The organism is Acididesulfobacillus acetoxydans, assembly GCF_902729405.1.
GTDB lineage: Bacteria > Bacillota > Desulfitobacteriia > Desulfitobacteriales > Desulfitobacteriaceae > Acididesulfobacillus > Acididesulfobacillus acetoxydans.
In genome coordinates, this window is sequence record NZ_LR746496.1 from 2,329,978 (window position 1) to 2,355,298 (window position 25,321).

Annotated in this window: 20 protein-coding genes; 14 read left to right on the top strand and 6 right to left on the bottom strand. The window is 54.1% G+C overall.

What is annotated here, in order from left to right; translation table 11 throughout:
- Positions 1 to 106: 106 nt before the first annotated feature.
- The 6 genes from MNU25_RS10260 to MNU25_RS10285 all read left to right on the top strand — a co-directional run bounded on the left by MNU25_RS10260 (position 107) and on the right by MNU25_RS10285 (position 4,006).
- A complete protein-coding gene (locus tag MNU25_RS10260) occupies positions 107 to 499 on the top strand; it encodes an iron-sulfur cluster assembly scaffold protein (RefSeq protein WP_240984977.1) in 393 nt (130 codons plus the stop codon).
- Complete coding sequence (locus MNU25_RS10265; protein WP_240984978.1) at positions 496 to 663, top strand: hypothetical protein; 168 nt, start codon at positions 496 to 498, stop codon at positions 661 to 663. Before MNU25_RS10260 ends, MNU25_RS10265 begins: the two co-directional genes overlap by 4 nt.
- 188 nt (positions 664 to 851) lie before the next feature.
- On the top strand, positions 852 to 1,253 hold the full coding sequence (locus MNU25_RS10270) for a pyridoxamine 5'-phosphate oxidase family protein (RefSeq protein WP_240984979.1): 402 nt from the start codon (positions 852 to 854) through the stop codon (positions 1,251 to 1,253).
- Positions 1,254 to 1,415: 162 nt separating this feature from the next.
- On the top strand, positions 1,416 to 1,754 hold the full coding sequence (locus MNU25_RS10275) for a DUF134 domain-containing protein (protein ID WP_240984980.1): 339 nt from the start codon (positions 1,416 to 1,418) through the stop codon (positions 1,752 to 1,754).
- A 150-nt stretch (positions 1,755 to 1,904) separates the two neighbouring features.
- Complete coding sequence (locus tag MNU25_RS10280; RefSeq protein ID WP_240984981.1) at positions 1,905 to 2,711, top strand: Mrp/NBP35 family ATP-binding protein; 807 nt, start codon at positions 1,905 to 1,907, stop codon at positions 2,709 to 2,711.
- 80 nt (positions 2,712 to 2,791) lie between these two features.
- Positions 2,792 to 4,006, top strand: coding sequence for a cation diffusion facilitator family transporter (locus tag MNU25_RS10285; protein WP_240984982.1), 1,215 nt, complete (start codon positions 2,792 to 2,794; stop codon positions 4,004 to 4,006).
- 224 nt (positions 4,007 to 4,230) lie between these two features.
- On the opposite strand, the gene MNU25_RS10290 is transcribed toward MNU25_RS10285, so the two are convergent.
- Entirely contained in the window at positions 4,231 to 5,049 is an 819-nt protein-coding gene (locus tag MNU25_RS10290; RefSeq protein ID WP_240984983.1) for a C1 family peptidase, read from the bottom strand.
- A gap of 562 nt (positions 5,050 to 5,611) precedes the next feature.
- Between MNU25_RS10290 and MNU25_RS10295 the strand changes: the two genes are divergently transcribed.
- A complete protein-coding gene (locus MNU25_RS10295) occupies positions 5,612 to 8,335 on the top strand; it encodes a hydratase (RefSeq protein WP_240986798.1) in 2,724 nt (907 codons plus the stop codon).
- Between the two features lie 255 nt (positions 8,336 to 8,590).
- Here the strand turns inward: MNU25_RS10295 and MNU25_RS10300 are convergent, their stop codons facing one another.
- From MNU25_RS10300 to MNU25_RS10310, 3 genes are all read right to left on the bottom strand, one after another.
- On the bottom strand, positions 8,591 to 10,255 hold the full coding sequence (locus tag MNU25_RS10300; protein WP_240984984.1) for a class I adenylate-forming enzyme family protein: 1,665 nt from the start codon (positions 10,253 to 10,255) through the stop codon (positions 8,591 to 8,593).
- A 246-nt stretch (positions 10,256 to 10,501) separates the two neighbouring features.
- On the bottom strand, positions 10,502 to 11,740 hold the full coding sequence (locus tag MNU25_RS10305; RefSeq protein ID WP_240984985.1) for an acyl-CoA dehydrogenase family protein: 1,239 nt from the start codon (positions 11,738 to 11,740) through the stop codon (positions 10,502 to 10,504).
- A 327-nt stretch (positions 11,741 to 12,067) separates the two neighbouring features.
- A complete protein-coding gene (locus MNU25_RS10310) occupies positions 12,068 to 12,493 on the bottom strand; it encodes a MerR family transcriptional regulator (protein ID WP_240984986.1) in 426 nt (141 codons plus the stop codon).
- A gap of 407 nt (positions 12,494 to 12,900) precedes the next feature.
- On the opposite strand from MNU25_RS10310, the gene MNU25_RS10315 reads away from it, so the two are divergent.
- Entirely contained in the window at positions 12,901 to 13,788 is an 888-nt protein-coding gene (locus MNU25_RS10315) for a fructose bisphosphate aldolase (RefSeq protein ID WP_240984987.1), read from the top strand.
- Between the two features lie 205 nt (positions 13,789 to 13,993).
- On the opposite strand, the gene MNU25_RS10320 is transcribed toward MNU25_RS10315, so the two are convergent.
- Both MNU25_RS10320 and tnpA read right to left on the bottom strand, forming a co-directional pair.
- Complete coding sequence (locus MNU25_RS10320; protein ID WP_240984988.1) at positions 13,994 to 15,022, bottom strand: RNA-guided endonuclease InsQ/TnpB family protein; 1,029 nt, start codon at positions 15,020 to 15,022, stop codon at positions 13,994 to 13,996.
- On the bottom strand, positions 15,019 to 15,423 hold the full coding sequence (gene tnpA / locus MNU25_RS10325) for an IS200/IS605 family transposase (RefSeq protein WP_240984989.1): 405 nt from the start codon (positions 15,421 to 15,423) through the stop codon (positions 15,019 to 15,021). The genes MNU25_RS10320 and tnpA overlap by 4 nt, the downstream gene beginning before the upstream one ends.
- 445 nt (positions 15,424 to 15,868) lie before the next feature.
- Here tnpA and MNU25_RS10330 point away from each other — a divergent pair, with 445 nt between their 5' ends.
- From MNU25_RS10330 to MNU25_RS10355, 6 genes are all read left to right on the top strand, one after another.
- Positions 15,869 to 16,849 (top strand): substrate-binding domain-containing protein, encoded by a 981-nt coding sequence (locus tag MNU25_RS10330; protein WP_240984990.1) that lies wholly within the window; start codon positions 15,869 to 15,871, stop codon positions 16,847 to 16,849.
- A complete protein-coding gene (locus MNU25_RS10335; protein WP_240984991.1) occupies positions 16,846 to 18,402 on the top strand; it encodes a sensor histidine kinase in 1,557 nt (518 codons plus the stop codon). Before MNU25_RS10330 ends, MNU25_RS10335 begins: the two co-directional genes overlap by 4 nt.
- Entirely contained in the window at positions 18,371 to 19,039 is a 669-nt protein-coding gene (locus tag MNU25_RS10340) for a response regulator (protein ID WP_372503565.1), read from the top strand. Before MNU25_RS10335 ends, MNU25_RS10340 begins: the two co-directional genes overlap by 32 nt.
- A 267-nt stretch (positions 19,040 to 19,306) precedes the next feature.
- Positions 19,307 to 20,341: a 4Fe-4S dicluster domain-containing protein gene (locus MNU25_RS20530; RefSeq protein WP_372503567.1), complete on the top strand. Its 1,035-nt coding sequence runs from the start codon at positions 19,307 to 19,309 to the stop codon at positions 20,339 to 20,341.
- A 203-nt stretch (positions 20,342 to 20,544) separates the two neighbouring features.
- Positions 20,545 to 21,747 carry an NrfD/PsrC family molybdoenzyme membrane anchor subunit gene (nrfD, locus tag MNU25_RS10350; RefSeq protein ID WP_240984993.1) on the top strand — a complete coding sequence of 401 codons (1,203 nt, stop codon included), beginning with the start codon at positions 20,545 to 20,547 and terminating at the stop codon, positions 21,745 to 21,747.
- Positions 21,748 to 21,917: 170 nt separating this feature from the next.
- Complete coding sequence (locus tag MNU25_RS10355) at positions 21,918 to 25,040, top strand: molybdopterin-dependent oxidoreductase (RefSeq protein ID WP_240984994.1); 3,123 nt, start codon at positions 21,918 to 21,920, stop codon at positions 25,038 to 25,040.
- The last annotated feature ends 281 nt before the right edge of the window (positions 25,041 to 25,321 follow it).

Sequence of the window (25,321 nt, forward strand, 5' to 3'; positions counted from 1 at the left end):
CCGGTGGGCAGGAGAAATTCCTGCCTGCCTCCTTTTGAAAGATATTGGACTATCTTAGAGCCACAACAGTTTTCCCGCGCTATTCTATTCGGGGGAAGTGAATGTCGTGCCGACAGGAATCTACACGGATAAGGTTCTGGATCATTTCATCTGCCCACGAAATGTAGGGAGAATGAACAACGCCGACGGGGAGAGTACCATCGGCGATCCCAGTTGCGGAGACTCGGTGACGGTTTATCTTAAAGTAAGGGACGGGAGGATCGAGGCGATCAGTTATCTCGTTTTCGGATGTGCCGGGGCCATCAGCACAAGCAGTGTGACCAGTGAGCTGGCTAAGGGTAAAGCCTTGGAGGAAGCGCTGGAAATTACGGATGACGATGTTATAGAAGCTTTGGGCGGACTGCCGGAACGTAAGAAGCATTGCTCGCTCTTGGCTGTGAAGGGGCTAAGAGGCGCGATTGAGGACTACTACAGGAAGATGAACGAAGCTGGTGAGTGAACGAAAGCCAAGAGTTCGCAGGTCCCACCCGAAACGTGAAAGGAGGTGATGTCGGAAATGCGAATTTCGGCGTGGAGACCGGGGCGGTTTTTCCTGAGAAGCGGGATCTGGACAGCCGGCGGGTAGGAAAAGTGGTCGGGACAGCCTTGGCAGTCCCCGGGTAAACATCGTGCCGGGTATCAGGCGGTGGCGTTCGGGTGAGAGCAGACGTGTGCACCGGGGAGGAGTGCCGGTCTTGAGCATGCCTTCTACGGAAGACGTCCGAGCGCAAAGGAACGTACCCACAGGTCGGACGCTAAAGATGGATGGTAAAGGTAGAGTAAACTCAAGCGACAAGAAAGGATAATGCAGGATGTCAAAATTAAGTACGGCCGTACAAGAACTAATTGCCAAACAAGAAGTTTTTCCGATAGCTACAGCAAATCCGGACGGAACACCGAATGTTGTGCCCATGACATTTGTAAAGGTCTATGATGAAAACAACCTGTTAATCGTCGATAATTTTATGAACAAGACCAGGGGTAATTTGACCTCCAATCCACAGATGGCCGTTTGTGTATGGGATCTGAAAGCCGGGCAAGCGTATCAAATTAAGGGGAAGACTACCCGGTCAACATCGGGAAAAGTGTTCGACGAAGCCGAAACCTGGGTTAAGGAAAAGATGCCCGGTTTACAAGCACAGGCAGCGGTTCTGTTACATGTGGAGAAGGTTTTTGTTTGTCAACCGGGGGAAGAATTGGGTAAGGAAGTTTAAATCTGAGGTTTAACTGAAAACATAAGGAAGGGCCTGGAGGAAGAGCCTGGGCAACGTTTGCGTTAGTGTTTACGGAGGGCTTACCCGAAGAGGTAGGCTCTCCCTAGGGCACTGCTCCGTAACAGGGTCATGCTCATATGCATGAGGTATTGAGGTGAGAGGATGTCTAGACCCATAAAATGCCGAAGGGTTGAGTTTATCCCTGTTAACCAAACGTTTTATCCGCATCTTGAGAATCGCGAAGAGGTTATCCTGACCGTCGAGGAAATTGAAGCGATACGGCTTTCTGACTTGGAGGGTATGGAGCAGGACGCGTGCGCGGATAGCATGGGGATATCCAGGGGAACCTTTCAAAGAATTATCAATGCGGCCCGACAAAAGCTGGCAGACGCGCTTGTCCGGGGAAAGATAATTCGCATTGAAGGCGGAAATTACGAAATTTCGGGGCATCCTGGAGAACGCCAGGGAAGAGGGAGAAGGTTCCGCCATGAACAGCACTAGAGAGGGATAGAGAAGGCAAGTGTAAGTGGAGTTGCGAGATGGGCTAATCCATGAAGGAAAAAGTTATCTCGTGCGCAAATGGTAACGCCGCAAGACGGAATGTGGCAAGATTAAGACAGAATATGTCAAGGAACTAAGGAGATGGCTGAAATGGATAAGCAAGGAGAAACCCCGGATTTTAAAGTAAAGACTCATGAAATGAATTCGATTCATCGTGTCATCGGCATTGTCAGCGGCAAGGGAGGCGTCGGTAAATCCCTCGTCACTTCCATGCTGGCCGTGCTGACCCAGAGGAAGGGCTTTCGTGTCGGGATCTTGGATGCCGATGTCACGGGACCTTCGATCCCGAAAATGTTTGGTATTACCAGCAAGGCAGCGGGGAACCAATACGGCCTTGTGCCCGTGCAATCCCGGGACGGCATCCGCATAGTCTCGGTGAATCTTCTCCTGGAAAGAGACGATATGCCTGTGATTTGGCGCGGACCCATCCTCTCCGGAACGGTTAAACAGTTTTGGTCAGAGGTGATTTGGGGGGATCTTGATTTTCTCTTTCTCGATATGCCGCCGGGGACCGGAGACGTGCCCTTGACAGTCTTTCAGTCCCTGCCGCTGGACGGGGTCATTGTGGTCGCCTCTCCGCAGGATCTAGTCCATCTCATTGTGCGCAAGGCGTACAACATGGCGAAATCCATGGATATTCCCGTGCTGGGGATCATTGAAAACATGAGCTATCTGCGTTGTCCGGATTGCGGCCAAGAGATCAAGATGTTTGGGGAAAGTCATATTGAAACGATTGCGGCTGAGCTGGGAACGGAGGTTCTGGGCAAAATGCCGATCGATCCCAGAGTGGCTGAACTCTGCGACCGAGGAGAAATTGAAAATATGGACCAGGAGTATCTTGCCGCAGCTGCCGATCATCTTGTCAAGATGGCGGAAAAAACAGAAGCAAACCTTTAAGAAGGTTCGCCTGATTGCGGCTCCCGGCTGTTCCCATTTCGAACCAGTCGGGTACCGTGCGGGCCGAAAGGGGGAGGGGTATGAAAAAGGTTGAGAAGACAGCGGTTACCGCCTTTATCATCAATAGCTTTGCCTTCGCCGTCAAGTACGGATTAGCTCTTTATTCCGGGAGTATTGCCTTAAAGGCGGAAGCCTTGCACTCGCTGACAGATGTAGTGGCATCGCTGACTGTTTTCGCCGGTCTCAAGTTAGCCAACCGCAAGACCCCCCGGTTTCCCTACGGCCTTTATAAAGTGGAAAATTTAGTCTCGGCCCTTGTCGGCATCATGATTATTTTCGCGGGGTACGGGATTGCCAAAGAAGTGTTTCAAAGTGCGGGTCAGGCGCTGAAGAACAGTGGGTGGAATATTGCCGGCATGTGCCTGGTGATCGCCGTTATTTACAGCTTTTCCCGCTACGAGCGGAAAGTTGGCAAAGAAACAGGATCGCCGGGCCTAAGCGCGGATTCCAGACATTTTCTGGCTGACGTCATGAGTAATGGTGTGGTCCTGATTGCCCTCCTGTCCAACTATTTTGGAATCAGGCTGGACAGAGTGGCGGCTATCCTTATCGTGCTCTTCATTGTCCGCGCGGGGGGAAAGGTTATTCTTGATGCCGTCAAAGTCCTCCTGGACATTTCTCTGGACAAGGACACCCTCGACAGGATCAGACAAACCATGATCAACGACCCCGTCGTTTCGCAAGTCCAAAGTCTAATAGGGAGAAGTTCGGGACGCTACAAGCTGATTGAAGCCAATATCACGCTCAACACGAACGATCTCGTCCAGGCCCATGAAGTATCGGAACGGATTGAAAAGGAAATACGGAAGAAAACCCCGAACATTGACGAGGTTTTCATCCATTATGAACCGGTGCCGAAGACGAGTTATCGTTACGCGTTGCCGGTTGAGGACCCGGGGGGAGAAACAATTTGTGCGCATTTTGGGGAAGCACCCTATTTTCGATTTGCGACAATAGAAAAGGAAGAGAAAAACCGCAAGTGTCGGGAAGAGGTGCTGGCCAACCCGGTTCCTGCGACTGAACAAGGAAAAGGCATTTTGACAGCGGAATGGCTGAGCCAGTGCGGGACCGATGCGGTGATCATGCGCAATAAACCGAGTGGGAAAGGGCCTCTTTATGTGTTTTCTCATGTCGGGATGAAAGTTCTCAGTACGGAAGAGGAGACGGCCACTAAAGCACTAGAAACGCTCGGCATCTGTGGTGCCGGCCCCAAGGCTCATCTTCCCGGAGATTAAGATTGCCAACGCGAGTGCAATTGGCTTTGCGCCAAGGTGCTGGAGCAAAAGTAGCTCTCACTGGCCGGGTGGGCTGCTTTTGCTTATGTCAAGGCAGTCAAGGCAACAGAGCTGAAGCACTAATGTAGAGTCAGCGTAATGCGTCAACATGGATTTCGTCAAAAAAATATCCCCGGGGTTTAACCGGGGATATCTGCTCACCCTGCAAGGGAAAAGTCTCAGATTCAATCGGACATGTCAGGCGTTCCCGTTTCCCTGCTCTCAGTGTGCAGAGGTTGCGGCGGGGCATCGGGGAAACCGACATAGGCATCCATACAGTAACTGGAATAATACTGATAAGGCATCCAAAAACAGCCCCTAAACTCCCGGGGAAGTTTGATGCCCCAATTCGCTCCCCATTGGTTCAGAACCAGAACCAGCTGCCTGGTCGGATCGTAGCCGATGGCATTGACCGCGTGTCCGCCGAGTTCCTGAGAATCAGGGCCGGGCATGGGCAGCAAGCCGGTGTCTGCCACTTCCGGTGATTCGAGTTCACTGAAGACGGTGAAACCGAACAAAACGGGATGGCCATTAGTCAAGGCATCCAGGGTATCGGCTAACACGGTGTCCGGATTCACTTTCTGCACCTGTTTGCGACTCAGCTTGAGCGAACGATTCCAATCGTTGGGCGGAGGGTCGACCGCAAAATCCTGGGGGGTGTAAGGATCATCCTGTTCCGGCATCACCCCGTATTTCTCCAATACACTCAAGGCATCCTCCAGGCTCGCCCCTGAATCCTGCTTGACGGTGTTTTCCATTTTCCGCTCTTCGTAATACTGCGCTTGTTCGCTGGGGTTTAGCCAGGATAGTCCCCCCTGCTTTCTCAGGGCTCCGCGGAACTGGAGCGAGGCAAAAGCCGAGCAGGAGCCTTCCTCACCCTGGTTTTCGATGGTCCCATAGAGGTCTCTCAAGCTGACCGGGGTGTCAGAGAGTGGTCGTCCTGAATTTTGGTAGGTCGCATAAGGTGTCGGAGCTGCCGATTTCAGAAGCAAATATTTTGGCACTTTGAACATCCCCTTTCGTTTTTCGCTGACAAGCTCTCCCATTACAAGAGTATGACGGCTCATCCACCGGTGTGAGTACGAGAGTGAGACGAAGTTGCTGCCTCCACACTTGTTTGTCGTACCCGAAATGAAGCCTTCATTTGTAAGATAAGTGAACTCGTTCAGCGAAGCCGTCTATCCCAAAATTACACTTCGCGGCGAAGGCGTCATTGTCCGGTGGACAATGACGGCCGAAGGCTGAGTCTACACACACCGAAGCGGGGTACGCGGGACCCACTCCCACTTGTAGAAGTGGGAGTCTTACGTTTGGATAAAGGCTTTTTCGGAGCGCATTGATGGGCAGCGCCCTGATGGTTTTAAGTATTCTATATCTTTGGGCAATATCCTTCCTTAGTAAGCGGGTTTTGGCGGCGGCTTGGCACTGAAAAATTTAGTGAAATCCTCGGGATTTTGTGCCATAATGATAAAGTGTTTTCGAATGAGCTCGGAAAATTTCAACTGACCAGACTCGGGAATTTTAACCAGGCCCGGGGAACTTTTAACGGAGGTGCCTATGCCGGACATGGTTCGTCTGCTCAAAAACGGTGTTTACCTTATCCAAGGGACAAAAGTTTTGCCAACTGTGGGCGCCGGGGTTCAACTGGGTGCCGGGATTCAAGATGTGTTACGTGGGCATCAGGTTGAGGCGGAAGAGTTGGGTCTTAACCCGGCCAGCCTGGATCCCTCTTCAGCCCGCAAAAGCACTATTTCTTACCGGATTCTTTCTGCGCATAATGCTGCAAGCGACAGCCCAACTGACGTTCCAAATGAGCGGGAAACCCTGAAAATACGTTTTGACGCTCTGGCTTCGCATGATATCACTTATGTCGGGATTGTCCAAACAGCCCGGGCCAGCGGACTGAAAGAATTTCCCCTGCCCTATGTGCTGACGAATTGTCATAACAGCCTTTGCGCCGTCGGCGGCACGATCAATGAAGACGACCACGTCTTCGGGCTTTCCGCAGCTCAGAAATACGGGGGTATTTATGTTCCCGCCCATGAGGCGGTCATTCATCAGTACATGAGAGAGATGATGGCCCGCTGCGGCGCTATGATCCTGGGCTCGGACAGTCATACCCGTTACGGGGCCTTGGGCACGATGGCTATTGGGGAAGGGGGACCGGAACTGGTCAAACAGCTCTTGGAAAAAACTTACGATATTCCTTACCCCGAGATCATCGCCGTCTATCTCACAGGTCAACCCCGGCCGGGAGTCGGGCCGCAGGACGTGGCCTTGGCTCTCATCGCTGCCGTCTTTAAAAACGGTTTTGTCAAAAATAAGATTCTGGAGTTCGTGGGTCCGGGAATTGCAAACCTATCGCTGGATTATCGCAACGGCATCGACACGATGACCACGGAGACCACCTGTTTGAGCTCGATTTGGCTGACCGATGAAAAGGTCAAGGAGTATTTTCAAGTTCACGGCAGACCGGAAGGGTATGCCAGGCTGGGACCGGGAGAGATTGCTTACTACGACGGAATGGTCCTGATAGACCTGGCTGAGGTGGAGCCCATGATCGCCTTGCCGTTCCATCCCAGCAACGCTTACCCCATTTCCGAACTGAACCGGAATGCGCGTGAGATCTTGGCGGCGGTGGAAGAGGAAGGGCTAAAACAGCTGGACAATCCTGCCATCCGCTTTTCTCTCACGGACCATCTGGTCGGAGGGAGGTTGAGGGTGGACCAGGCGGTTGTGGCCGGCTGTGCGGGTGGTACTTTCGAAAACCTGGTTCAAGTGGCGGACATTGTCGACCGGCACTCCATCGGCAGCACAGCCTTCTCCTTTAGTGTCTATCCGGCCAGCCAACCGGTTTATCTTCAACTGGTGGAAAACGGTGCCGCGGCCAAGATGATGCGAGCCGGTGTAACCGTTAAGACGGCTTTCTGCGGACCTTGTTTCGGGGCGGGAGATGTGCCGGCCAACGGCAGCCTGAGCGTCAGGCATACCACGCGCAATTTCCCCAATCGGGAGGGATCGAAACCGGGAGAAGGTCAGATTGCCTCGGTCGCCTTGATGGACGCGCGTTCCATCGCCGCCACGGCCATCAACGGCGGGCGTTTGACTTCGGCTGCGGAATTGGCTTGGCCGGCCTCGGCCGAACCTGAGCCGTATGAGTTTGATCGAGAGATTTATGCCCACAGGGTGTATCAAGGATTCAGGAGTCCCCAGCCGGAACAGGCGCTGCGCTTGGGACCCAATATCGCGGACTGGCCCCGGATGTCCGCCCTGCCGGAAAACCTGCTTTTACAAGTCGCGGCTGTGCTGCATGATCCGGTGACCACCACCGACGAACTCATTCCCTCCGGTGAAACGTCCTCTTACCGTTCCAATCCGCTCAAACTGGCCGAGTTTACTCTGTCGAGGAAAGACCCCGGCTATGTGGAGCGGGCCAAGCAAATTCAGGCCCTAGAGTTGGAACGGAGGCAGTTTATCGCAAAAAGAGTTCCTAGTCGACTGACTCCGACCGAAGAGGTTACAGGCGCTCGGACCGTGAAGAAGATTGCGGACGAAGGGAGTGCCACCGGAGAGATTGCAATGGGGCCCGTAAGAGAGGGGCTTGCGGGAAGCGTGGTCACGGGGAAGCTTGCGGCAAAGGATGTTGCAGCAGAAAAAGCCGCTGCTGGAAGCGGTGGCGGGGAGAAGGCCGCCGCGGGACAAGTCCCGACTGCCGCAGAAGAAGCCGAGACTCCCAGCGAGGCAGGAATTTCCGGAGAGACGGGCATCTCCAAAGAGGCGGAAATCTCCGGAGAGACGGGAATCTCCAGAGAGGCCGGAATTTCCGAGAGCTGGAGAGAAGTCTGTTCAAAGGTGTTGAAAAATCATCCGGGTTCTTTCGCCGATTTGACTGCCCTGTTGGAGAGCACGGGAATCGGCACGACGATTTATGCCGTCAAACCAGGCGACGGCTCTGCCCGGGAACAGGCCGCTTCCTGTCAGAAGGTTTTGGGCGGGTGGGCCAATATCGCCAATGAATATGCCACCAAACGCTATCGCAGTAACCTGATCAATTGGGGGATGCTGCCGTTTACGGTGGAGAGCATCGTGGGCCTGAGTCTTAAGTTGGCTGATTTCATTTTTATTCCCGATATTCGGGCCAGGGTTAGCCGCGGCGAGGAGGTCATACCGGCCGAACTCATAACCCCAGCCGGAGTTAAGCCGATTGAGCTGTGGCTCAAGGACTTGACAAACGACGAAAGGAAGATCATTCTGGCGGGTTGTTTGATTAATTACTACGCGGGTGAGTGAGCGCAAAGGCTCGGTGCGGCGAAGGTTTCCCCGGCCGATTGTTCGCAACACTTGTTGCCTTCATGATGAAGCTAAAGAGCAAATAGCCTGTCTGGCACAGGGCTACTTGCTCTTTCCCCGAATGACCGCCCATCAGCGGCAGGCTGTACAACCGGGATGTTATCAGCATCCCGGTCTGTTTTAGTCTTTGTCCGCTTTTATAAGAGCGTTTTCCCTCCCGGGTTCGGGGTCACCATGCTTGAACCGAACCCACCGTCAGTACATAACGGAAGCGCTCCAGCCGGCACGCAGGACGTGTTTGAGGATTTTGCCCGAGGCGTTTCTGGGTAAGCTGCCGACGATCTCAACCAGACGAGGAATTTTGTAGTCAGCGAGTTTGTCCCGGCAGAAGTCGCGTATGGCTTCGGGGGCAAGCGCTTCTCCGGGACGGAGTACCACTTTGGCCAGGACGGTTTCCCCCCAGTCGGGATGAGGTACCCCGATGACGGCGACATCCGCGATTTGGGGGTGCATACTCAGGATATCCTCTATTTCCTTGGGGTAAACGTTTACGCCGCCGGAGATGATCATGTCCTTCTTACGGTCCAGGATCCAGATATAGCCGTCGGCATCGCGGCGGGCAATGTCCCCGGTGCAGAGCCAGCCGTCGACGAGGGCTTCTCGCGTGGCTTCAGGGTTGCCGTGATACTCCAGCATAATACTTTCAGAGCGGATAATAATCTCACCGGCTTCATCCGGGGCGGTGTCTGTTCCGTCGGCCCGGACCACCCGGATTTCGGTGTTGGCTGTGCCACGCTTGCCGATGCTGCCGCTTTTCGCAGCATGTTCGTAGGGGCGGAGGGCCGAACCATTGGGCCCGGCCTCGGTAAGACCGTACACGCCCATCCATTGTCCGCCCAGGGCTTCCCGCCATTGTTGGATTTGCGCGCCGCCAACCGAAGCGCCCCCATAGATCCAGAGCTTCATGGAGGAGAGATCCCATTCTTTGAGGTTGGGGGTCCGGGACAGCAGCTGATAGACAATCGGGGCGCCAAAGAAATGGGTAGGCTTTTCATGGGAAACATATCTGAGCAGGACATCCGGGGCAAAGTCGCCCAAGGTGACGGTAGCCCCTGCCCAAAATGACCCCCAGAGGAAAAGATTGAGCGGGGCGGAGTGAGTGAGGGGCATAAGGATGAGGCAGTTGTCACCGGCGTGGATCCCTGCTTCATAAGTTATGATCTTGGCCACGGACAGGACGGCCTCATGGGATAACCTGACTCCTTTGGGTTTGCCCGTGGTGCCGGAGGTATAGAGGATTTCGGCGGTTCCGGCCGAAGTCGGGATGCTCCCTGCGGGTTGGAGCGGCTCCGTTCGGTGCCCGGTCTTCGGGATGGGGTTGGAGTCAGAGCCGAAATGGGTCGTGCCCGGGCTCTGGTCAAAGCCGGAGCGAGCTTTAGGGTAGGAGTTCGGATCAGAGCCGGAGAGGGGGTTCGCGCCGGCGGCACCGGAGTGTGTGTTCATTTCAGAACCGGAGTCGATGCTGAGGCCGGCACTGAGGTCAAAAATGTGGAGTCCGCTCCCGGCAATTTCGGATGCGACCGGGCCGAATTCTTCCGCAAAGAGGAAGAATTCCGCTTCGGCATCAGCCAAAATGCCGGAAATTTCACGGGTTGTGAGCCGGATATTGAGGGGAATGATCACGGCTCCGAGTGAGGTCGCCGCCAGGAAACCGAGCACGAATTCCGGTTTGTTGGCCGAGAAGAGGGCAACGGTGCTTCCCGGCCGCACGCCCGCGGATTGGAGCCGGGCGGCCAGCTGCGTTGCTTCCGTATACAGATCCAGCCAGGTGTAAGTCCGTGGGCCTGAGGGATAACGGAGGGCGGTCTCATTCGCGTAATTCAGGGCGTTGCGCTCAATAACGCGCCAGAGCGTATCCATAGTCGTCGTCCTTTCTCTTTTGATATTCTTCTTCAGATTTTTGAGTCCGGAGAGTTTCTTATTTACCAGATAAGGCAAGATAAGACATGAATTGACAGGCTTGCTTTCTGTCTTTGTATTGCACGAATTTCGTGGAATGGCGGATCCGATGGACGATGAAAAGTTGCTGCCATGCTAGTCTATTTTGCATATTTTCAACTTCCGGAATAATAACTGAGAGAGAAAACAAATTAAAACGTACCGGGTTCACTCGAAGACTTTTTCCTCGCTCAGATGCGAGTTTTCGGCATCGTTCTCACTTAAGCGTTTACCGGCGGAAGCAGCCGCCATTTCTTTGTAATACTCATGCTGGATGATGAGATCCATGATCTCATTCGTACCGGTCCAGATCATGATCAGGCGGGTATCGCGCAAGAGGCGTTCGATCGGATACACGTTGGTATACCCGATTCCCCCCATAATCTGCATGGCATCGTTGACTACGGCCCAAGTCGTCTCTGTGGCAAATTTCTTCGCTTCTGAGACCAGGCGGCGGGCCATTGACGGGGAAACACCGCTGTCAATCGCGCGGGCGGCGGCGTAGACCAAGGAGCGGGCCGCGTCCAGGCGGGTGAGGGAATCGGCGACTTTAAAGCTGACGGCTTCAAAGTCCTTGATTTTGCGGCCGAAAGCCTTACGTTTGGTGCTGTAGGCGGAGGCCACGTCCAAGGCGGCGCGGGCCATGCCCAAAGCCCCGGCGGCACTGGTCAGGCGTTCCGGGATCATCATCTGATAGAAGATTTTCGCGGCTTGTCCTGCTTGCCCGAGCAGATTCTCCTCGGGAACCCGTACATTCTTGAAGACCACCCGGCCGGCCCCGCCTCCCCGTGTGCCCATGAGTCCGTAGACATGGGCGACTTCCACCCCGGGTCCACGGTCGACGATAAAAGCGCTCATGCTCTCATGGGCTTTGCCTTCCGGGTCAGTGTTAGCATAGACCATGAAGTAATCGGCACCCTCCGCTCCGACCACAAAGCGCTTTTGCCCGTTCAAAATGTAGCCCTGGCCTTCCCGTCGGGCAATCGTCGTGGCCCCGAAGAAGTCCGAGCCGCCGCGGGGTTCGGTCAGGGCCTCTGCCGTATACAATTTCCCGGCAAGCGTGGGTTTAAGGTAGCGTTCTTTCAGATGCTCCGAACCGAATTTGGCAATGGCTTCGCCGACGATGGAGGGAAGAGAGTAAAGACAGGCCAGGCTTGTACCCAGGACCCCGACTTCTTCCAGAACCGCCACTTCCTCTTGCCAGCGAAGTCCGCGCCCGCCATAAGGCTTGTCAAAGCGCAGGCCCAAAAGGTTTGCGTCTCCCAAAGCCTTGAGGTAATCCGGGGGGTAAGTGATTTTCTCGGCGTCCATATCCAGAATTAGTTGCCGGGGGACTTTCTCCCGGACAAAAGCGGCGGCTTCCTCCTGCAGGCTTTTTTGATCGTCTGTTAAAAGGAAATCAAACATAATTGAATCTTCTCCTCCTTATTCAAGTACCTTGACCTTGCCTCTTTCCGAGCAAATTCTGTTCGTGAAGCCTTAATCTTAGATCGATAGATAAGAGATAAGAATGTTCTGTCGTCAGTTAACGTAAACGTCAAGACGTACCATTTCCAGTTCCGCATTCCTGGGTGCCGGCAAACAGCCGCACCTGTGGATACTGACGCTCGTTGTAAAAGACAAAGGTAATTGATCGTATCCCCGTGGATTCCGTAGAACTGTTCACCTGCGGTCTGCACCGCAAACGGACAGCTGAATTTTTCCTGCCCATAGGCTGTATTCTTCGCTGTGATTTTAAGGCTGTTTTGGTTGCTCCGGAGCGCTTTGGCTCCTGAGTTCGTCCAGCTTAGCGCAAAATTTTTTGTGGTAGTCCAAAAGCTCCTCCCGGATGAGGATAAGCTCTTGGATCTTCTCCTCAATTTCCTGCAGCCGCCGTTCGCCGTAGGCCACGGTGCGTTCAAGCTGAAGGCGCTCGCTGCGATCCTCGTCATAAAGGTCGATCATTTCTTTGATTTCGGCCAGGGAAAAACCGAGCTTTTTGCCGCGCAGAATGAGTTTCAGGCGAGTCCTTTCCCGCGGACCGTAGAGCCGCTGGTTCACTTTCTCTTGATTGAGCGGGGTGATGAGTCCCACTTCTTCGTAATAGCGGATGGTCCTGGGGGTGAGCATGAATTCTTGGGCAAGCTCGGAAATGGTTATGGGCGGTTGGTGTTTGCTCAAGTGACGGATCTCCTTTCCAATTCACTGCCTTTCGGTCAGGCCAATAGGCACCGGATGATGATGATGGCTGGATGTGTCGCAGGGGGGTAGACAGCTGGCTCCTCACGATAAGAATATTCTGCCACCAGTTAACGTAAACGTCAAGAGAAAAAAGCTGCGTACTTGACGGTTTCGCTGCCGCGCCAAACCTTTGGGTAACACCTGTAGTCAACCTGTGGAGCGGCTAAGCGCTGCCTTAACCAAAAAACTCAAGAAGCTCAAAGTGGGAAAGTCAGCCAGAATGTGGTATACTTTGGCTAAGAGCGTATTTGCGTTTTCGGACCCAAACAGGCGTGTAGGAGCAAGTGTGGATAGGAAACCATGGATAAGCAGCCATGGATCCGATATTTCAGGAAAGGGGATATGACATGGATAGCAAGCAAGCGGAGAGAATGCGCCACGGGAAGGGGTTTATTGCAGCGCTGGATCAAAGCGGCGGCAGCACCCCCAAGGCTTTGGAACTGTATGGGATACCCAGAGATTCATACTCGGGTGAGGAGGAGATGTTCAATCTCGTCCACGCGATGAGGACCCGGATAATCACCAGCCCGGCCTTCACGTCCGAATACATATTGGGCGCGATTCTTTTCGAACAGACCATGGACCGTTCCATTGAAGGGATGCTGACCGGTGATTATCTCTGGGAGAAGAAAGGGATCCTCTCTTTTCTGAAGGTAGATAAGGGCCTGGCTCCGCTCAGCGACGGTGTACAGATGATGAAACCTATTGCCGATCTGGATGACTTACTCAAGAGAGCGGTCGCACGCAAAATGTTCGGTACGAAGATGCGTTCTGTCATCAAGAGTGCAGACCCCAATGGCATCAAACGGATCGTCGATCAGCAGTTCGAATACGGTCGGCGCATTGCCGCAGCCGGGCTCGTACCGATTATCGAACCGGAGGTCGACATCCTCAGTGCCGATAAGGCGGAGTCGGAGCGGCTGCTCAAAGCTGAAATCTTGCGGCATCTGGATGTTCTGCCCGGGGACGTCAGTGTCATGCTTAAACTTTCGATTCCGACTAAGGCCAATCTCTACTCGGATCTCATCGCCCATCCTCGCGTCCTGCGCGTGGTGGCGTTGTCCGGCGGCTACAGCCGGGATGAGGCTGCTCAGAAGTTGGCGCTCAATCCGGGCCTGATCGCGAGTTTTTCCCGCGCCCTCTCGGAAGGCCTGACGGCCGCGCAGTCTGAGGCAGAATTTAATGCCGTGCTGTCTGATTCCATCCAAAAGATCTATCAGGCATCCATTACCTGAGCTTAGCCCAACCACGTATCTTTTGTTTCATCAACCGTTGCCCTCGTCCAGCACTCAAGGTTTCTCAGTGCTGGATGAGGGCTTACACAATTTCCACAGGCGTAACTTCGGGCGGTTCCCACCCTACAGAAAATCTATGTTTAGGCCATGGCACTCAGTCCACGCTCTAAGATGAGTTTAGCACTCACTAGATCCCGATCCATCTCTAGTCCGCCACCGGGCACTCATGGAGACGGACACTGAGGTCTTTGGGGACATGCGCTCCACATAAGCAGGTTTGCGATGTGCCCTTGGGGTCAACTAGAACGTGTCGTTTCCCCTGGCGTAAACTTTTGTACTCAATGTAGTCTCCGAATTTCCCCCATCCGGCATCTTGGATGCTCTTGGCGAGTTTGTGATTTCGGATCATGTTTTTTATCGTTAGATTCTCCATGATAATAAGGTCATGGTTCTTGACGATTTGAGCACTTGCCTTGTGGAGAAAGTCCCTGCGTTGGTTGGCGATTTTGGCGTGTACTTTGGCGACCTTCGCTTTGGCCTTCCCTCGGTTGTGTGAACCTTTCTTTTTGCGGGAAAGCCTGCGCTGTTCCTTGGCAAGTTTTTTCTCTGTTTTGCGGAAGTACTTCGGGTTGTCGATATACGTTTCGTCAGACAAAACCGCAAAATGGTTGATGCCGCGATCAATGCCCACTGCTTTCATGGCATTTTCTACCGGCTCGGCCTCTGGTATTTCAGTGGTTAGATTAGCGTACCACTTGCCGCCATGGTATTTGACATTGACCCGCGAAATAGCCTGGGCCGGAAACTCTCGGTGAACGTTCATCTTAATAAAGCCTATTTTTGACAAGTAAATACAACCCGGTCTGCTGAACGTCTTCTTGACATTATCCACTTGCGGATAACTGAATGAAGTGTAGTGGTCCCGGTCTTTGTAATGTGGATATCCGGCAAGACCGCTGAAAAACCGTTTGAAAGCATCCTCTAGTCGACGCAGCGCATCTTGTAAAACTTGGCTCTGAATTTCTTCGTATTCAGGCAATTCTCTCTTCATCGCTGGCAGTTCATTCTGTTGTGAGGTGTAGGACAAGGATTTGCCCCTTTGATGGTAACAAGTTTCTCTTTGTTCCAACGCAGCGTTATCAAGATGACGGCAAAGTTTCAGGGTATAGAACATCTTCTGTTCCTGTTCGCGGGAGGGGTATATCTCATATCGGTACACAATGCATCGTCTCACCTCTTTTCTCCTTGAGATTCAATATACTTTTTCAGGGTTTCTAAGGGGGCTCCACCCGTTGTTAGCAGACAAAAGCTTTGAGACCAGAAATACTCCTTCCAGAGTTGGGGCCGAACTTGAGGAAATTCCTTCTTGACCAATCGGGATGACGCGCTTTTGAAAGCATTAATGTACTTCGATAACTCCGAATTAGGATGCGCTTTGAATAAGATGTGGACGTGATCTCGATTATAATTGTATTCCAGAAAGGTAACGTGGTAGTTCTGACCGATGATTTCTCCGATCTCTCGGATACGAATGGCTATCGTATCATCAATGACCTCTCGGCGGTACTTAATCACCATGATCAGATGATAAGTCAGTAAGAATACTGAGTGATTATTGTTATCAAGGTTCTGCATATAATCAGCCCTCTACTCTATATACGACTGATTATATTATACCAGAATAACTTTCCAAATACTATAGGCTTTTTCGTGAATGTCCATAGCGATTCATCCCCCGCCTATAGAGGCCTATAGAGGACGGGGGATGAATCGCAAGCCATGTTAAAAGGCGGCCTCCTTTTGCTTGGGCGCCGGATCGGAAAGTCAGCTCACGTGGCCTCACCCCCAGAAGGGCAGCCGCCTAGCCTCACCTGAAAAGAAGTAAGGGTGCAGCCATCAAGGCTGCCCGAAAGCTGTCGCGTTACGCGTCCGTAGTGTACGCGGGTTCGGAGAAATAGTCGGAAATTATTGGCTGATTGCTATTTTTGCAAACCGGTCTAAAATAAGGTTATGATATTTGGATAGAAAGCTTGTACTTTGGACGATGAAGCCTTGCCAAGGAAAGGAAAGAACGACTGACATGGCCAGAACAAAAGAAAGAGGACAAACGCCGAAAACAACCCGCTTCAGGGTTTGCCAACGCAAATTTGCCCTGTTGGCGCTGTTGCTTCTCTTATCCTCGTTCCTCCTCACGGCTTGCTCTCAGGGGCCGGCTCTGCCATGGGTGTCTTTGCAGGGGCCCATGAGCATTGCGTCCCGAACGGGAAAAGCTACACGGCAAGATCCTGTCCGGGTTGTCCTGGCTTCCATCACCTCGCCCCAGGAATCGCGGGTCTATTACGATGCCATGCTGAATTATCTGGGCCGGCAGTTGGGCCGGCCCATCGATATTATCCAGCGGAAAACTTACGCGGAAGCGAATGATTTGGTGCGGGCAGGGTCGGCCGATGTCGCCTTCGTCTGTACTTATGCCTATGTGGCCGGGCATGCGGAATTCGGGATGGAGCTTCTGGCGGCTCCGGTAATCCACGGACAAACGACGTATCACGCCGACGTCATTGTGAACAAAAACAGCAGCATCACCTCCTTCTCACAGCTGCGGGGGAAGGTTTTCGCTTTTACCGATCCCATGTCCAATACGGGGACCATGTATCCCCTTTCCCTGGTGAAGGCTTTGGGCTCCACTCCGGACGAGTTTTTTGCCAAATACTTCTATACCTACAGCCATGACTATGCCATTCTGGCGGTGGCGGATGGCTTGGCCGACGGGGCCTCCGTGGATAGTACGGTCTATGACTACCTGCGCAGCAGCAGTCCGGCATCGGTGGCTAAAGTAAGAGTCATTCGGGTTTCGCCGCCCTATGGGATGCCGCCGATTGTCGTACGCGCGGACCTGGATCCCCAGCTGAAGAAAAAAATTCAAATGATCCTTCTCCGGATGAATGAGAATAGCTCGGGCAGAAAAATCCTGGCCAAATTGCACATTCAGCGTTTTGTCACTGTCAAAGATTCCCTCTATGACAGTGTACGTGCCTTGGCCAAGGCGGCCGGTGCTCCGTGACGGGGCGGGTGATGGGTACCCTGCGCCGCATAGTGAAGTTTTTGTTCAACCTGGTCGGTCTGCGTTTTAAAGTTATGGGCATCATCCTGCTCGTAGTTCTGATTTTCGGCGGCATAGCTATTTGGCAAGTCAGACAGTCTGCGGTGGCGACCTTCCGCCGGCAGTTGGATAGTCAGGGAATCTCGGCGGCCCAGGATGTGGCGGCCAGCAGTGTCGATTATATCTACACCAACAACGTTTTTGGTCTCTACCAGCTGGTAGAGGAGACTCTGAAATACAACAAGGATGTACGCTACGTCTTTATTCTCAGTCCGAATGGCCGGGTCTTGATCAGTTCCTTTGGCCAAGGAGTTCCCGTGAGGCTCCTGACGGCTAACCGGGTGGACCCCTCGGCGCGGGATCATCTTCAGCTGTTGAGGACGGAAGACGGTTTGATTCACGATATCGCTGTGCCGGCGGACGAAGGAAGGGCCGGTACGGTTCGTCTGGGGCTTTCGGAGAAAACCCTCTGGTCCACGGTGGGAGGTCTTATCCACCGCTTGCTCCTCACCGTTCTTGTGGCAGCCGGTCTGGGCTTGCTGGCGGCGTGGGTGCTCACGGTCCTGCTCAGCCGTCCGATTCTGGCGCTGGTCCGGGCGGCCCGCTCTATTGGGGAAGGTAATCTGGAATGCAGGGTGTCTTTGGACTGGGCCCAGGATGAGATCGGGCAGCTGGGCCTGACTTTCAATCAGATGATGGATAGCCTGCAGGATTATCACCAAAAAGTCCGCGCTTTCAGCCGGGAACTATTGGAACGGAACCAAGAATTACAGCGGGTTTCGGAAGAACTTAAACGTAAAGAAGAAATGCGCTCTTATCTCTTAGGCCGCCTGATCACGGCCCAGGAGGAGGAGAGGCACCGCATCGCCCGTGAGCTGCACGATCAGACGAGTCAATCCCTCACCTCTCTCATGGTGGGCCTGAAGAATGCGGAAGCCGCGCCGGACATGGCGGCAGTGCGCAGGAATATCGCCGGGCTGCGCGCGCAGACAGACGGGATTTTGGAAGAAGTGCATAACCTGGCTCTTGAATTGCGTCCGCGCGTTCTGGATGACCTGGGGCTGCCGGCGGGGTTACAGCGTTATTGCCGGGAGAGTGCCGAACGCTATGCCCTGGATATTGATTTACACTTGGATGGCTTTGCCGAGGGGGAGCGCTTGTCACCGGAACTGGAAAACACGCTCTTTCGGGTGATCCAGGAGGGAATTACCAACGCAGCCAAGCATGCCCGGGCCAAGAATGTCAGTGTCATTTTGGAACGGAGGGAAAAGCGGATATTGGCGATTGTGGAAGATGACGGGTGCGGTTTCGAGCCGGAGCGCCTGAAGACGGCGGCATCGGCTGAAAGAAAACTGGGTCTCTTTGGTATGCAGGAGCGCATGGCGTTGGTCGAGGGCCATATGACGATCGAGTCCGAGCCGGGTGAAGGGACGACCCTGTATTTTGATGTGCCTCTTCCGGAGAGTGAAGGAGGGAAACAAAGTGGCGAAGACCCGGATCTTGTTGGCGGATGATCACATGGTTCTGCGCAGTGGGTTGAAACTTATGCTGAATGCCCAGGCGGACATGGAAGTGGTTGGAGAAGCCGGCGAAGGGCAGGAAACGCTTGTACAGGCGGACCGCCTCCGGCCGGATGTCCTGCTTCTGGATCTGAGCATGCCCGGAGTTGATGGGCTGCAGGTATTAGAAACGCTGGCGGCCGGCCATCCCAGCCTGAAGGTCCTGGTGCTGACGATGCACGATGATGAGGAATATGTGAAGCGGGTCCTATCCTTGGGAGCGAGCGGTTATATTCTGAAGAGGGCCGCCGATGTGGAACTCCTGGCAGCCATTCGGACGGTGGCCCAGGGGCGGACTTACGTGGACCAGGCTTTGAGCGGTATTTTGGTACGTCAGGCTTTTCCGCAGCCGCAGAGCAAACAGAATCAGGCACAGGTGGAAAGCCTAAGTGAGCGGGAACGAGAAGTTTTGAAACGGGTGGCCATGGGGTATACCAACCGTCAAATCGCCGAGAGCCTGGTCATCAGCATTAAAACGGTCGAGAGTCACAAAGCCCATGTCAAGGACAAACTGGGGCTGAAAGGGCGTTCCGAGTTAGTTCGCTATGCCGTGCAGCATGGTCTTCTGCCCGGGGGAGCGGCTCGGGAGTGAACTCATTCAACTCAAGTTGAACAACTTGCGATTGATTGAAAACCCTGATAGTTAAAGTGTGCTATCAGGGTTTTTCCCTGATCCGAAGGTCGGTGAAGTTAGAGGAATTGCCGGATTAAAATTTAGCGGTCAACTCTTTAAAATAAATTATAGGACTCCGACCTAAAATTATAGACTCCGGATCCAGCGCGAGGACGCCAGACTACCGGACACGGATGTTAAGGTATGGGACCCAAAGGACGTTTTATAATGGGGAAGGTGATCACAATGGCTGAAAAGGAAAAACCGGTTAAACAAGAAGACGACAAGGTTCCGGATCGGCGGGGATTTCTGAAAAAGGCTCTCACCCTGGGCGGGGTGTTAGGGACTGCCGGTGCTTTTGGTGCTCTGGGTATCGGTAAAGCTTTGGCCGCAGGGCAGTCAGGGGGAGAAAGTCAGCCCGGCGGGATGATTCAGACGGACGGTGATGCCCTGACTTGGCAAGGCTATGCCGATCCGGATCTCAATAAGGCAGACGGCTGGCAGGATTGGAACCGCCTGCTGAACCCGGCCAAACTGCCCATTTACCATGATAATTTCGCTCAGATCAAGGCGGCGCGGCCGAAACACCATTGGGCCATTGTTGTCGATCTGCGTAAATGCACCGGCTGCCAATCCTGTGTCGTCGCCTGCAAAAGCGAGAACAACATTCCGGTGGGAAGTTACCGTACTTGGGTGGATGTGGGGCAAATCGGCCGGACTGTGGCGGCTGCCGCCGGGGATGTGGTGACCGATGAGGGAAGTTATGTGCAAGAAGTCAAAGTGCGCAATATTCCCAAGCTCTGCAATCACTGTGACAATCCCCCCTGTGTCACCGTCTGTCCGGTCAAAGCTACTTTTAAGCGCGCCGACGGTCCGGTGCTCGTCGATCCGCGCCTCTGCATCGGTTGCGGCACCTGTGTCAATGCCTGTCCTTACGATGCCCGTTACCTTAACCCGATTTCCCATACCGCGGACAAATGTACTTTATGTGTGGAGCGGATTGACGCCGGCCTGCTGCCGGCCTGTGTCACGACCTGTGTCGGCCGGGCGCGCGTTTTTGGGGATCTGCTCGATCCCGAGAGCGAGGTTTCCCAACTGCTGGCCCATTACCCGGTGCAGGTGCGCAAACCGGAAGTCGGCACCCAACCACAAGTTTTTTATATCGGCCTGGACGGGGAACTGAGTACGTCTGATAACTCGGCAAGCGAGCGGCTGGTTTACACCTATGCCATGAATACCAATTCGACAGCTTACCGGAAGCTGAATGCTCCGCGTAAATAGTTTGAAGCTCCGGGAGATTAAGATTACTGGGTATGGAGATTACTGGAGTTCGAAGTCCTGGAAGTTTTAAATCCTGGAGTTGGGGGTTCCGGGAGTCAGAAGTTCCAGGGTATTGAGGTGAGACTTTTCCGGACGGTGCCGCGTTGCTCTGTGTGGGTTCTCCCGAGGACAGCCCTTAAATTAACGAGAAGGAGAGGAAATGCATGGGACTGGAACAGGTTTACTGGACGTTGCCGATTGTGGCGTATCCCTATATTTCCGGTCTGATAGCGGGCTCATTTATCGTTGGCTCCCTATCCAAAGTATTCGGACAAAAGCAGTATGAGCCCTTGACCAAATTATCCCTGCTTGTAACCTTCGCCTTTATTCTGTTTGCGCCGGTGGGTCCGCTCGCTGACGCTCGGCAGCCCTCCCGCTGGTGGGAACTGTTCACCAGACCGCACCTGCCCTGGGCGCCGATGGGACTTTTTACAATGATTTGGACGGCGTATTTGCTCTTGGTTCTGGCAGAGATGTATTTGGCTTTCAGGGTGGACTTTTGCCGGCTGGCAGCAGTTGAGACCGGCTGGCGGGCCGGACTTTATCGGGTGCTCGCCCTGGGTTCCACGGATACTTCCGAACGGCGGCAGTCCAAGGAGCACAAATGGCAGGTGGGTTTAGCCGGGACGGGGATTTTTCTGGCCTTCGCCTTTCACGGTTACATCGGCTTTATCTTCGGGGCGATTAAAGCTCGTCCTCTCTGGCATAACGCTTTGATGATGCCGATGTTCATCACTTCCGCTATTCTCTCGGGTATCGCTCTTATGATAGTTGTCTATACTCTAACCTTCCGTTATTTTTCACGGGAGCGGCAAGTCGACGTGAGCCTGACCAACGGCTTGATGAAGATCATGACCTGGGTAATGTTGGTCGATCTGTTCTTAGATATTGTCGACGTCTTGAACTCTGCTCCCACGGCCTATGCGGACGCGGCCACGGGTCAAGGATTTGCCCAGGTTTTCCTGCACGGCCCTTTGGCGGGAGCTTATTGGTTCGGGCAAGTCGGACTTTTGGTCTTGGCGTTGATCCTGGCCTTTCTGCCTCAAATTCGGCGATCGGCTTTGCTCGCTTCCCTGACTTCCCTCCTCGTGCTCGTCAGCGTTTTCTTCATGCGTTACAACGTGGTTATAGGCGGGCAACTCCAAGCCAAAGCCTCCCAGGGGCTTGTTCTCTATACCCCAGCCTTGTTTGGAAGGGGTTCGGTGCAGGTGGTTTTCGGAATGTTTATGTTGATTCTCTTTGTCTTTTTGGTCGTTATGAACGTTTTTCCTTGGGATGACCAGGCGCTCAGGCAAAGGTTGGCGTTGGGGAATCGCCTTAGAGTGAGAGAACAGGCGGCGAAAGCAGCCGGGCGTCAGGTTCCGTGAGAGACTAAGGCTATTTTAAACTAAAGTTGTTTTGACGACCGGGATCTTCTCCAGACGAAGATGCTTAGAATCCTTGTTTATAGAAATAGTGTTTTATAGAAATAGTGTTTTGACGAGCGATGCCGGTAGCCTTGAGTCAGCAAATCGGAGTGAAACGGAGGGAAGCAGCGATGAGCGATAATTTAAACATGCAAAGACGGACATTTTTAAAAGGCGTCGCCTTGGGTGGTTCTTTGCTGGGAGGGCTATGGGGCAGTATGCCCTGGCTGCCCGACGTAGTGAAGCGACGCGGTCAATATGTCTACCCACAGCGAATTGAATCCTGGCCCGGGGTGGATGTGCGCTATTCGGTTTGCCGGCAGTGCCGTTCGGACTGTGGACTGGAGGCCAGGGTGTTTAACAATGTCCTTTTGAAATTGGACGGCAATCCTTACCACCCTAATTCGACGGAGCCTCAACTCCCCTACGCCGCGGATCCTCAAGAGGCCCTGGGGGCCAAAATCCCCCACTCGCTCTGCGCCCGCGGGCAGGCGGGAGCCCAGACGCTCTATGATCCCTACCGGGTTCTTCAGCCCCTGAAACGGACGGGACCGCGCGGTTCTGGCAAGTTTAAAACGATCTCCTGGGAGCAGTTGGTGGAGGAGACGGTCAAGGGCGGACTTCTCTTTAAGGACGTGCCAGGGGAGGAAAAGCGCCAGGTGGACGGGTTTGCCCAACTCTGGAACCAAGGCCGGGGGCGGTTCACTCCCGCAGACCCGGCGCACCCGGATATGGGTCCTCAGACCAATCAACTGGTGGCGTATTGGGGACGGGCCGAAGTGGGTCAAAACACCTTTATCCAGCGTTTCGCCGCCGCTTTCGGCAGTGTCAACGCTCTGCCGCACGTGGGGATCTGCGAGCTGAATCACCATGTCGCCACCCAGCAGTCCTTGAATGGGGCGGTGGCCATGTTAAAGCCGGATATTGCCAACTCAGAATTCGTTATTTGGTTTGGGGCCGGAATTTATACCGCCAATTTCCCCATGCAGGCTTTGGCCCGGAAGATTGCGGCCGCTTCGTCCCGGGGCCTGAAGTTCGTCCTGGTGGATGTTTCGGCCACGGCGGGCGTGGCCCACGCGGACCGTTTCATTACAGTAAAGCCGGGCGGGGACGGAGCCCTGGCCATGGGGATGGTTCGCTGGATTCTGGAGAATCACCGCTATGACAGCCGCTTCCTGATGAATACCACTTTGAAGGCGGCTGAGACTCAGGGGGAGCCGAACTATGCCAACGCGTCCTACCTTGTGATCAGCGATCCGTCTCATCCTAAGGCGCACAAATTTGCCCGGGCCGCTGACGTCGGTCTGGCGGCTGCCGGTTCCACTGACGCCGATAAATATGTGGTGATTGACGCGGGCGGTCAGCCGGCAGTGTTTGATACGGTGGATCAGGGTCTTCTCTGGCCCCAGGGGGATCTGGAAGTAAAACCGACGACGGTCGGCGGGGTGAGCTGCCTCACAGCCATGCAGATCCTCTGCCAAACGGCACAGGAGCACACTTTGGCGGATTATGCCAAACTCGCCGGGGTGAGCAGCCGGGTGATCACGGATTTGGCCCGGGAGTTCACCTCTCACGGTAAGAAGGCGGTGGCCGATTTTTATCGCGGACCGGCTATGCACACCAATGGGTTCTACAACGGGCGCTCGATCATGACCCTTAATTTCCTCATTGGCAACATTGACTGGGTGGGAGGGTATATGGCGGGCGGAGGTACGGCTGATTTTATGGGGACTAAACCCACCTCTCCATTTCCTTTGGGCAAATGGCCCAACCAGCCCAAAGGTGTTCCGAACGGGGCCAAAATCTCGCGAGAAGGGGCTTTTTACGAAAAGACCAGCTACTACAAGGAACTTGAAGACAAAGGCCGCTCTCCTTTCCCCGCCAAGCGCCCCTGGTATCCCTTCGGCTTTGGCATTTGGCATGAAATCTTCGGCGGAATATGGGATGAGTATCCTTACCCTGCCAAAATCGTCTACCAACACATGGGAAATCCAGCCTATTCGGCACCACCCGGCATGGGTGGCGCGGACGACGAGAAACTTCCCTGGTTCCGTATGATCAAAGATCTGAACAAAGTGCCGCTCTTTATCACCGATGACATCGTCCTTTCCGAAACATCCATGTATGCCGACTATATCGTTCCGGACAGCACTTTTCTGGAAGCCTGGGGGGCTTTGCCGGGATTTCCCACGACACCCACGTCTGTGATCGGAATCCGCCAGCCGGTCGTAGATCCCCTGATGGCCAAGACCAAGGACGGACGGCCCATGTGCTTTGAAACGTATTATATCGACGTGGCGGAGAAGTTAGGCATGCCGGGTTTTGGCAAGAATGCCTTTATGGACGGGGGAAGCCTGCACCGGCGGGAAGACTTCTATTTGCGCATGATCGCCAACGTCGCCTATGATACCGGCACTTATCTTCAGCTTGATTCTCAGGGGTTGCCGGCCAAGATGGGTCCCGTGCCCGATGCCACGGCCGCGGAAATGAAGAGTGTGGCAAGCTGGCAGAAGCAGTTCGGCTCTGTTTTGACCGAAGCCCAGTGGCGGAAAGTGGCCTATGTCATGGCCCGGGGCGGACGCTTTGAGGATTATGGGCTGGCTTACCTGGGCGAAAAACCCGGCTGGCTCACCCATCGCTACGGCAGTGCCAAGAACCTGCTGCAAATTTACAATGAGGCTGTAGGGAGCACCCACAACGCGATCAGCGGCGAAGTATTTCATGGCACGGGCATTGCGCTGCCTCAGCGGACAATGAAAGGGCGTCTGCTGGATAATATCGATCCTTCAAAAGAATTCAACTTCCATCTGACCACGTACAAGCTGCCGATTCACACCCAATCCCGTACCATCAATGATCCCTGGCTGTTGGAACTTCTGCAGGAGAACTTTATCGAGCTCAACGACGCGGACGCCCAACGCTTGGGTATCGCGGACGGGGATTGGATCAGGGTGGCATCCGCCAGTTATCCCCGGGGGATTACGGGGAGAGCGCGCAGTCTTCCGGGGGTGCGGCCCGGGGTGGTCACATTTACCAATTCGTTCGGTCATTGGCACTACGGTTCCGGCACTTGGCAAGTCGACGGCCAAACGCTCCGGGGGGATGATGCCCGTAACGGCGGGGTACGGCTCAATCCGCTGATGCGTCTGGATCCGGATATGCAGGATGCCAGCGGCTGGGGAACGTGTCTGGAAGATCCGGTAGGCGGAGGGGCGTCGTATTTTGACACCAAGGTTAAGATCAGCAAGCTCTGAGATCAGTGAAGATTTGCGATCGGCCGGATCCGGCATCAGTAAGCTCTAAGAGCGGTAATGGGCAAGGACCGGAATCAGCGCCGTTCAAGGGCAGATGCCCGCACCACATTCTTGTGACACCGGCGGTGAAGACACAAGGTGAAGTCTTGCGAAAGGGGCAGGACGGCCGAATCGGTTCTATGAACCGTTTCGGCTGTGCCGGCAACAAGAAGCCCTGACAGCCGGCGATTACAGAGAGTTTGCGGGCCGTAAATGTCAAGAACGGGGATTTAAAGATCGTT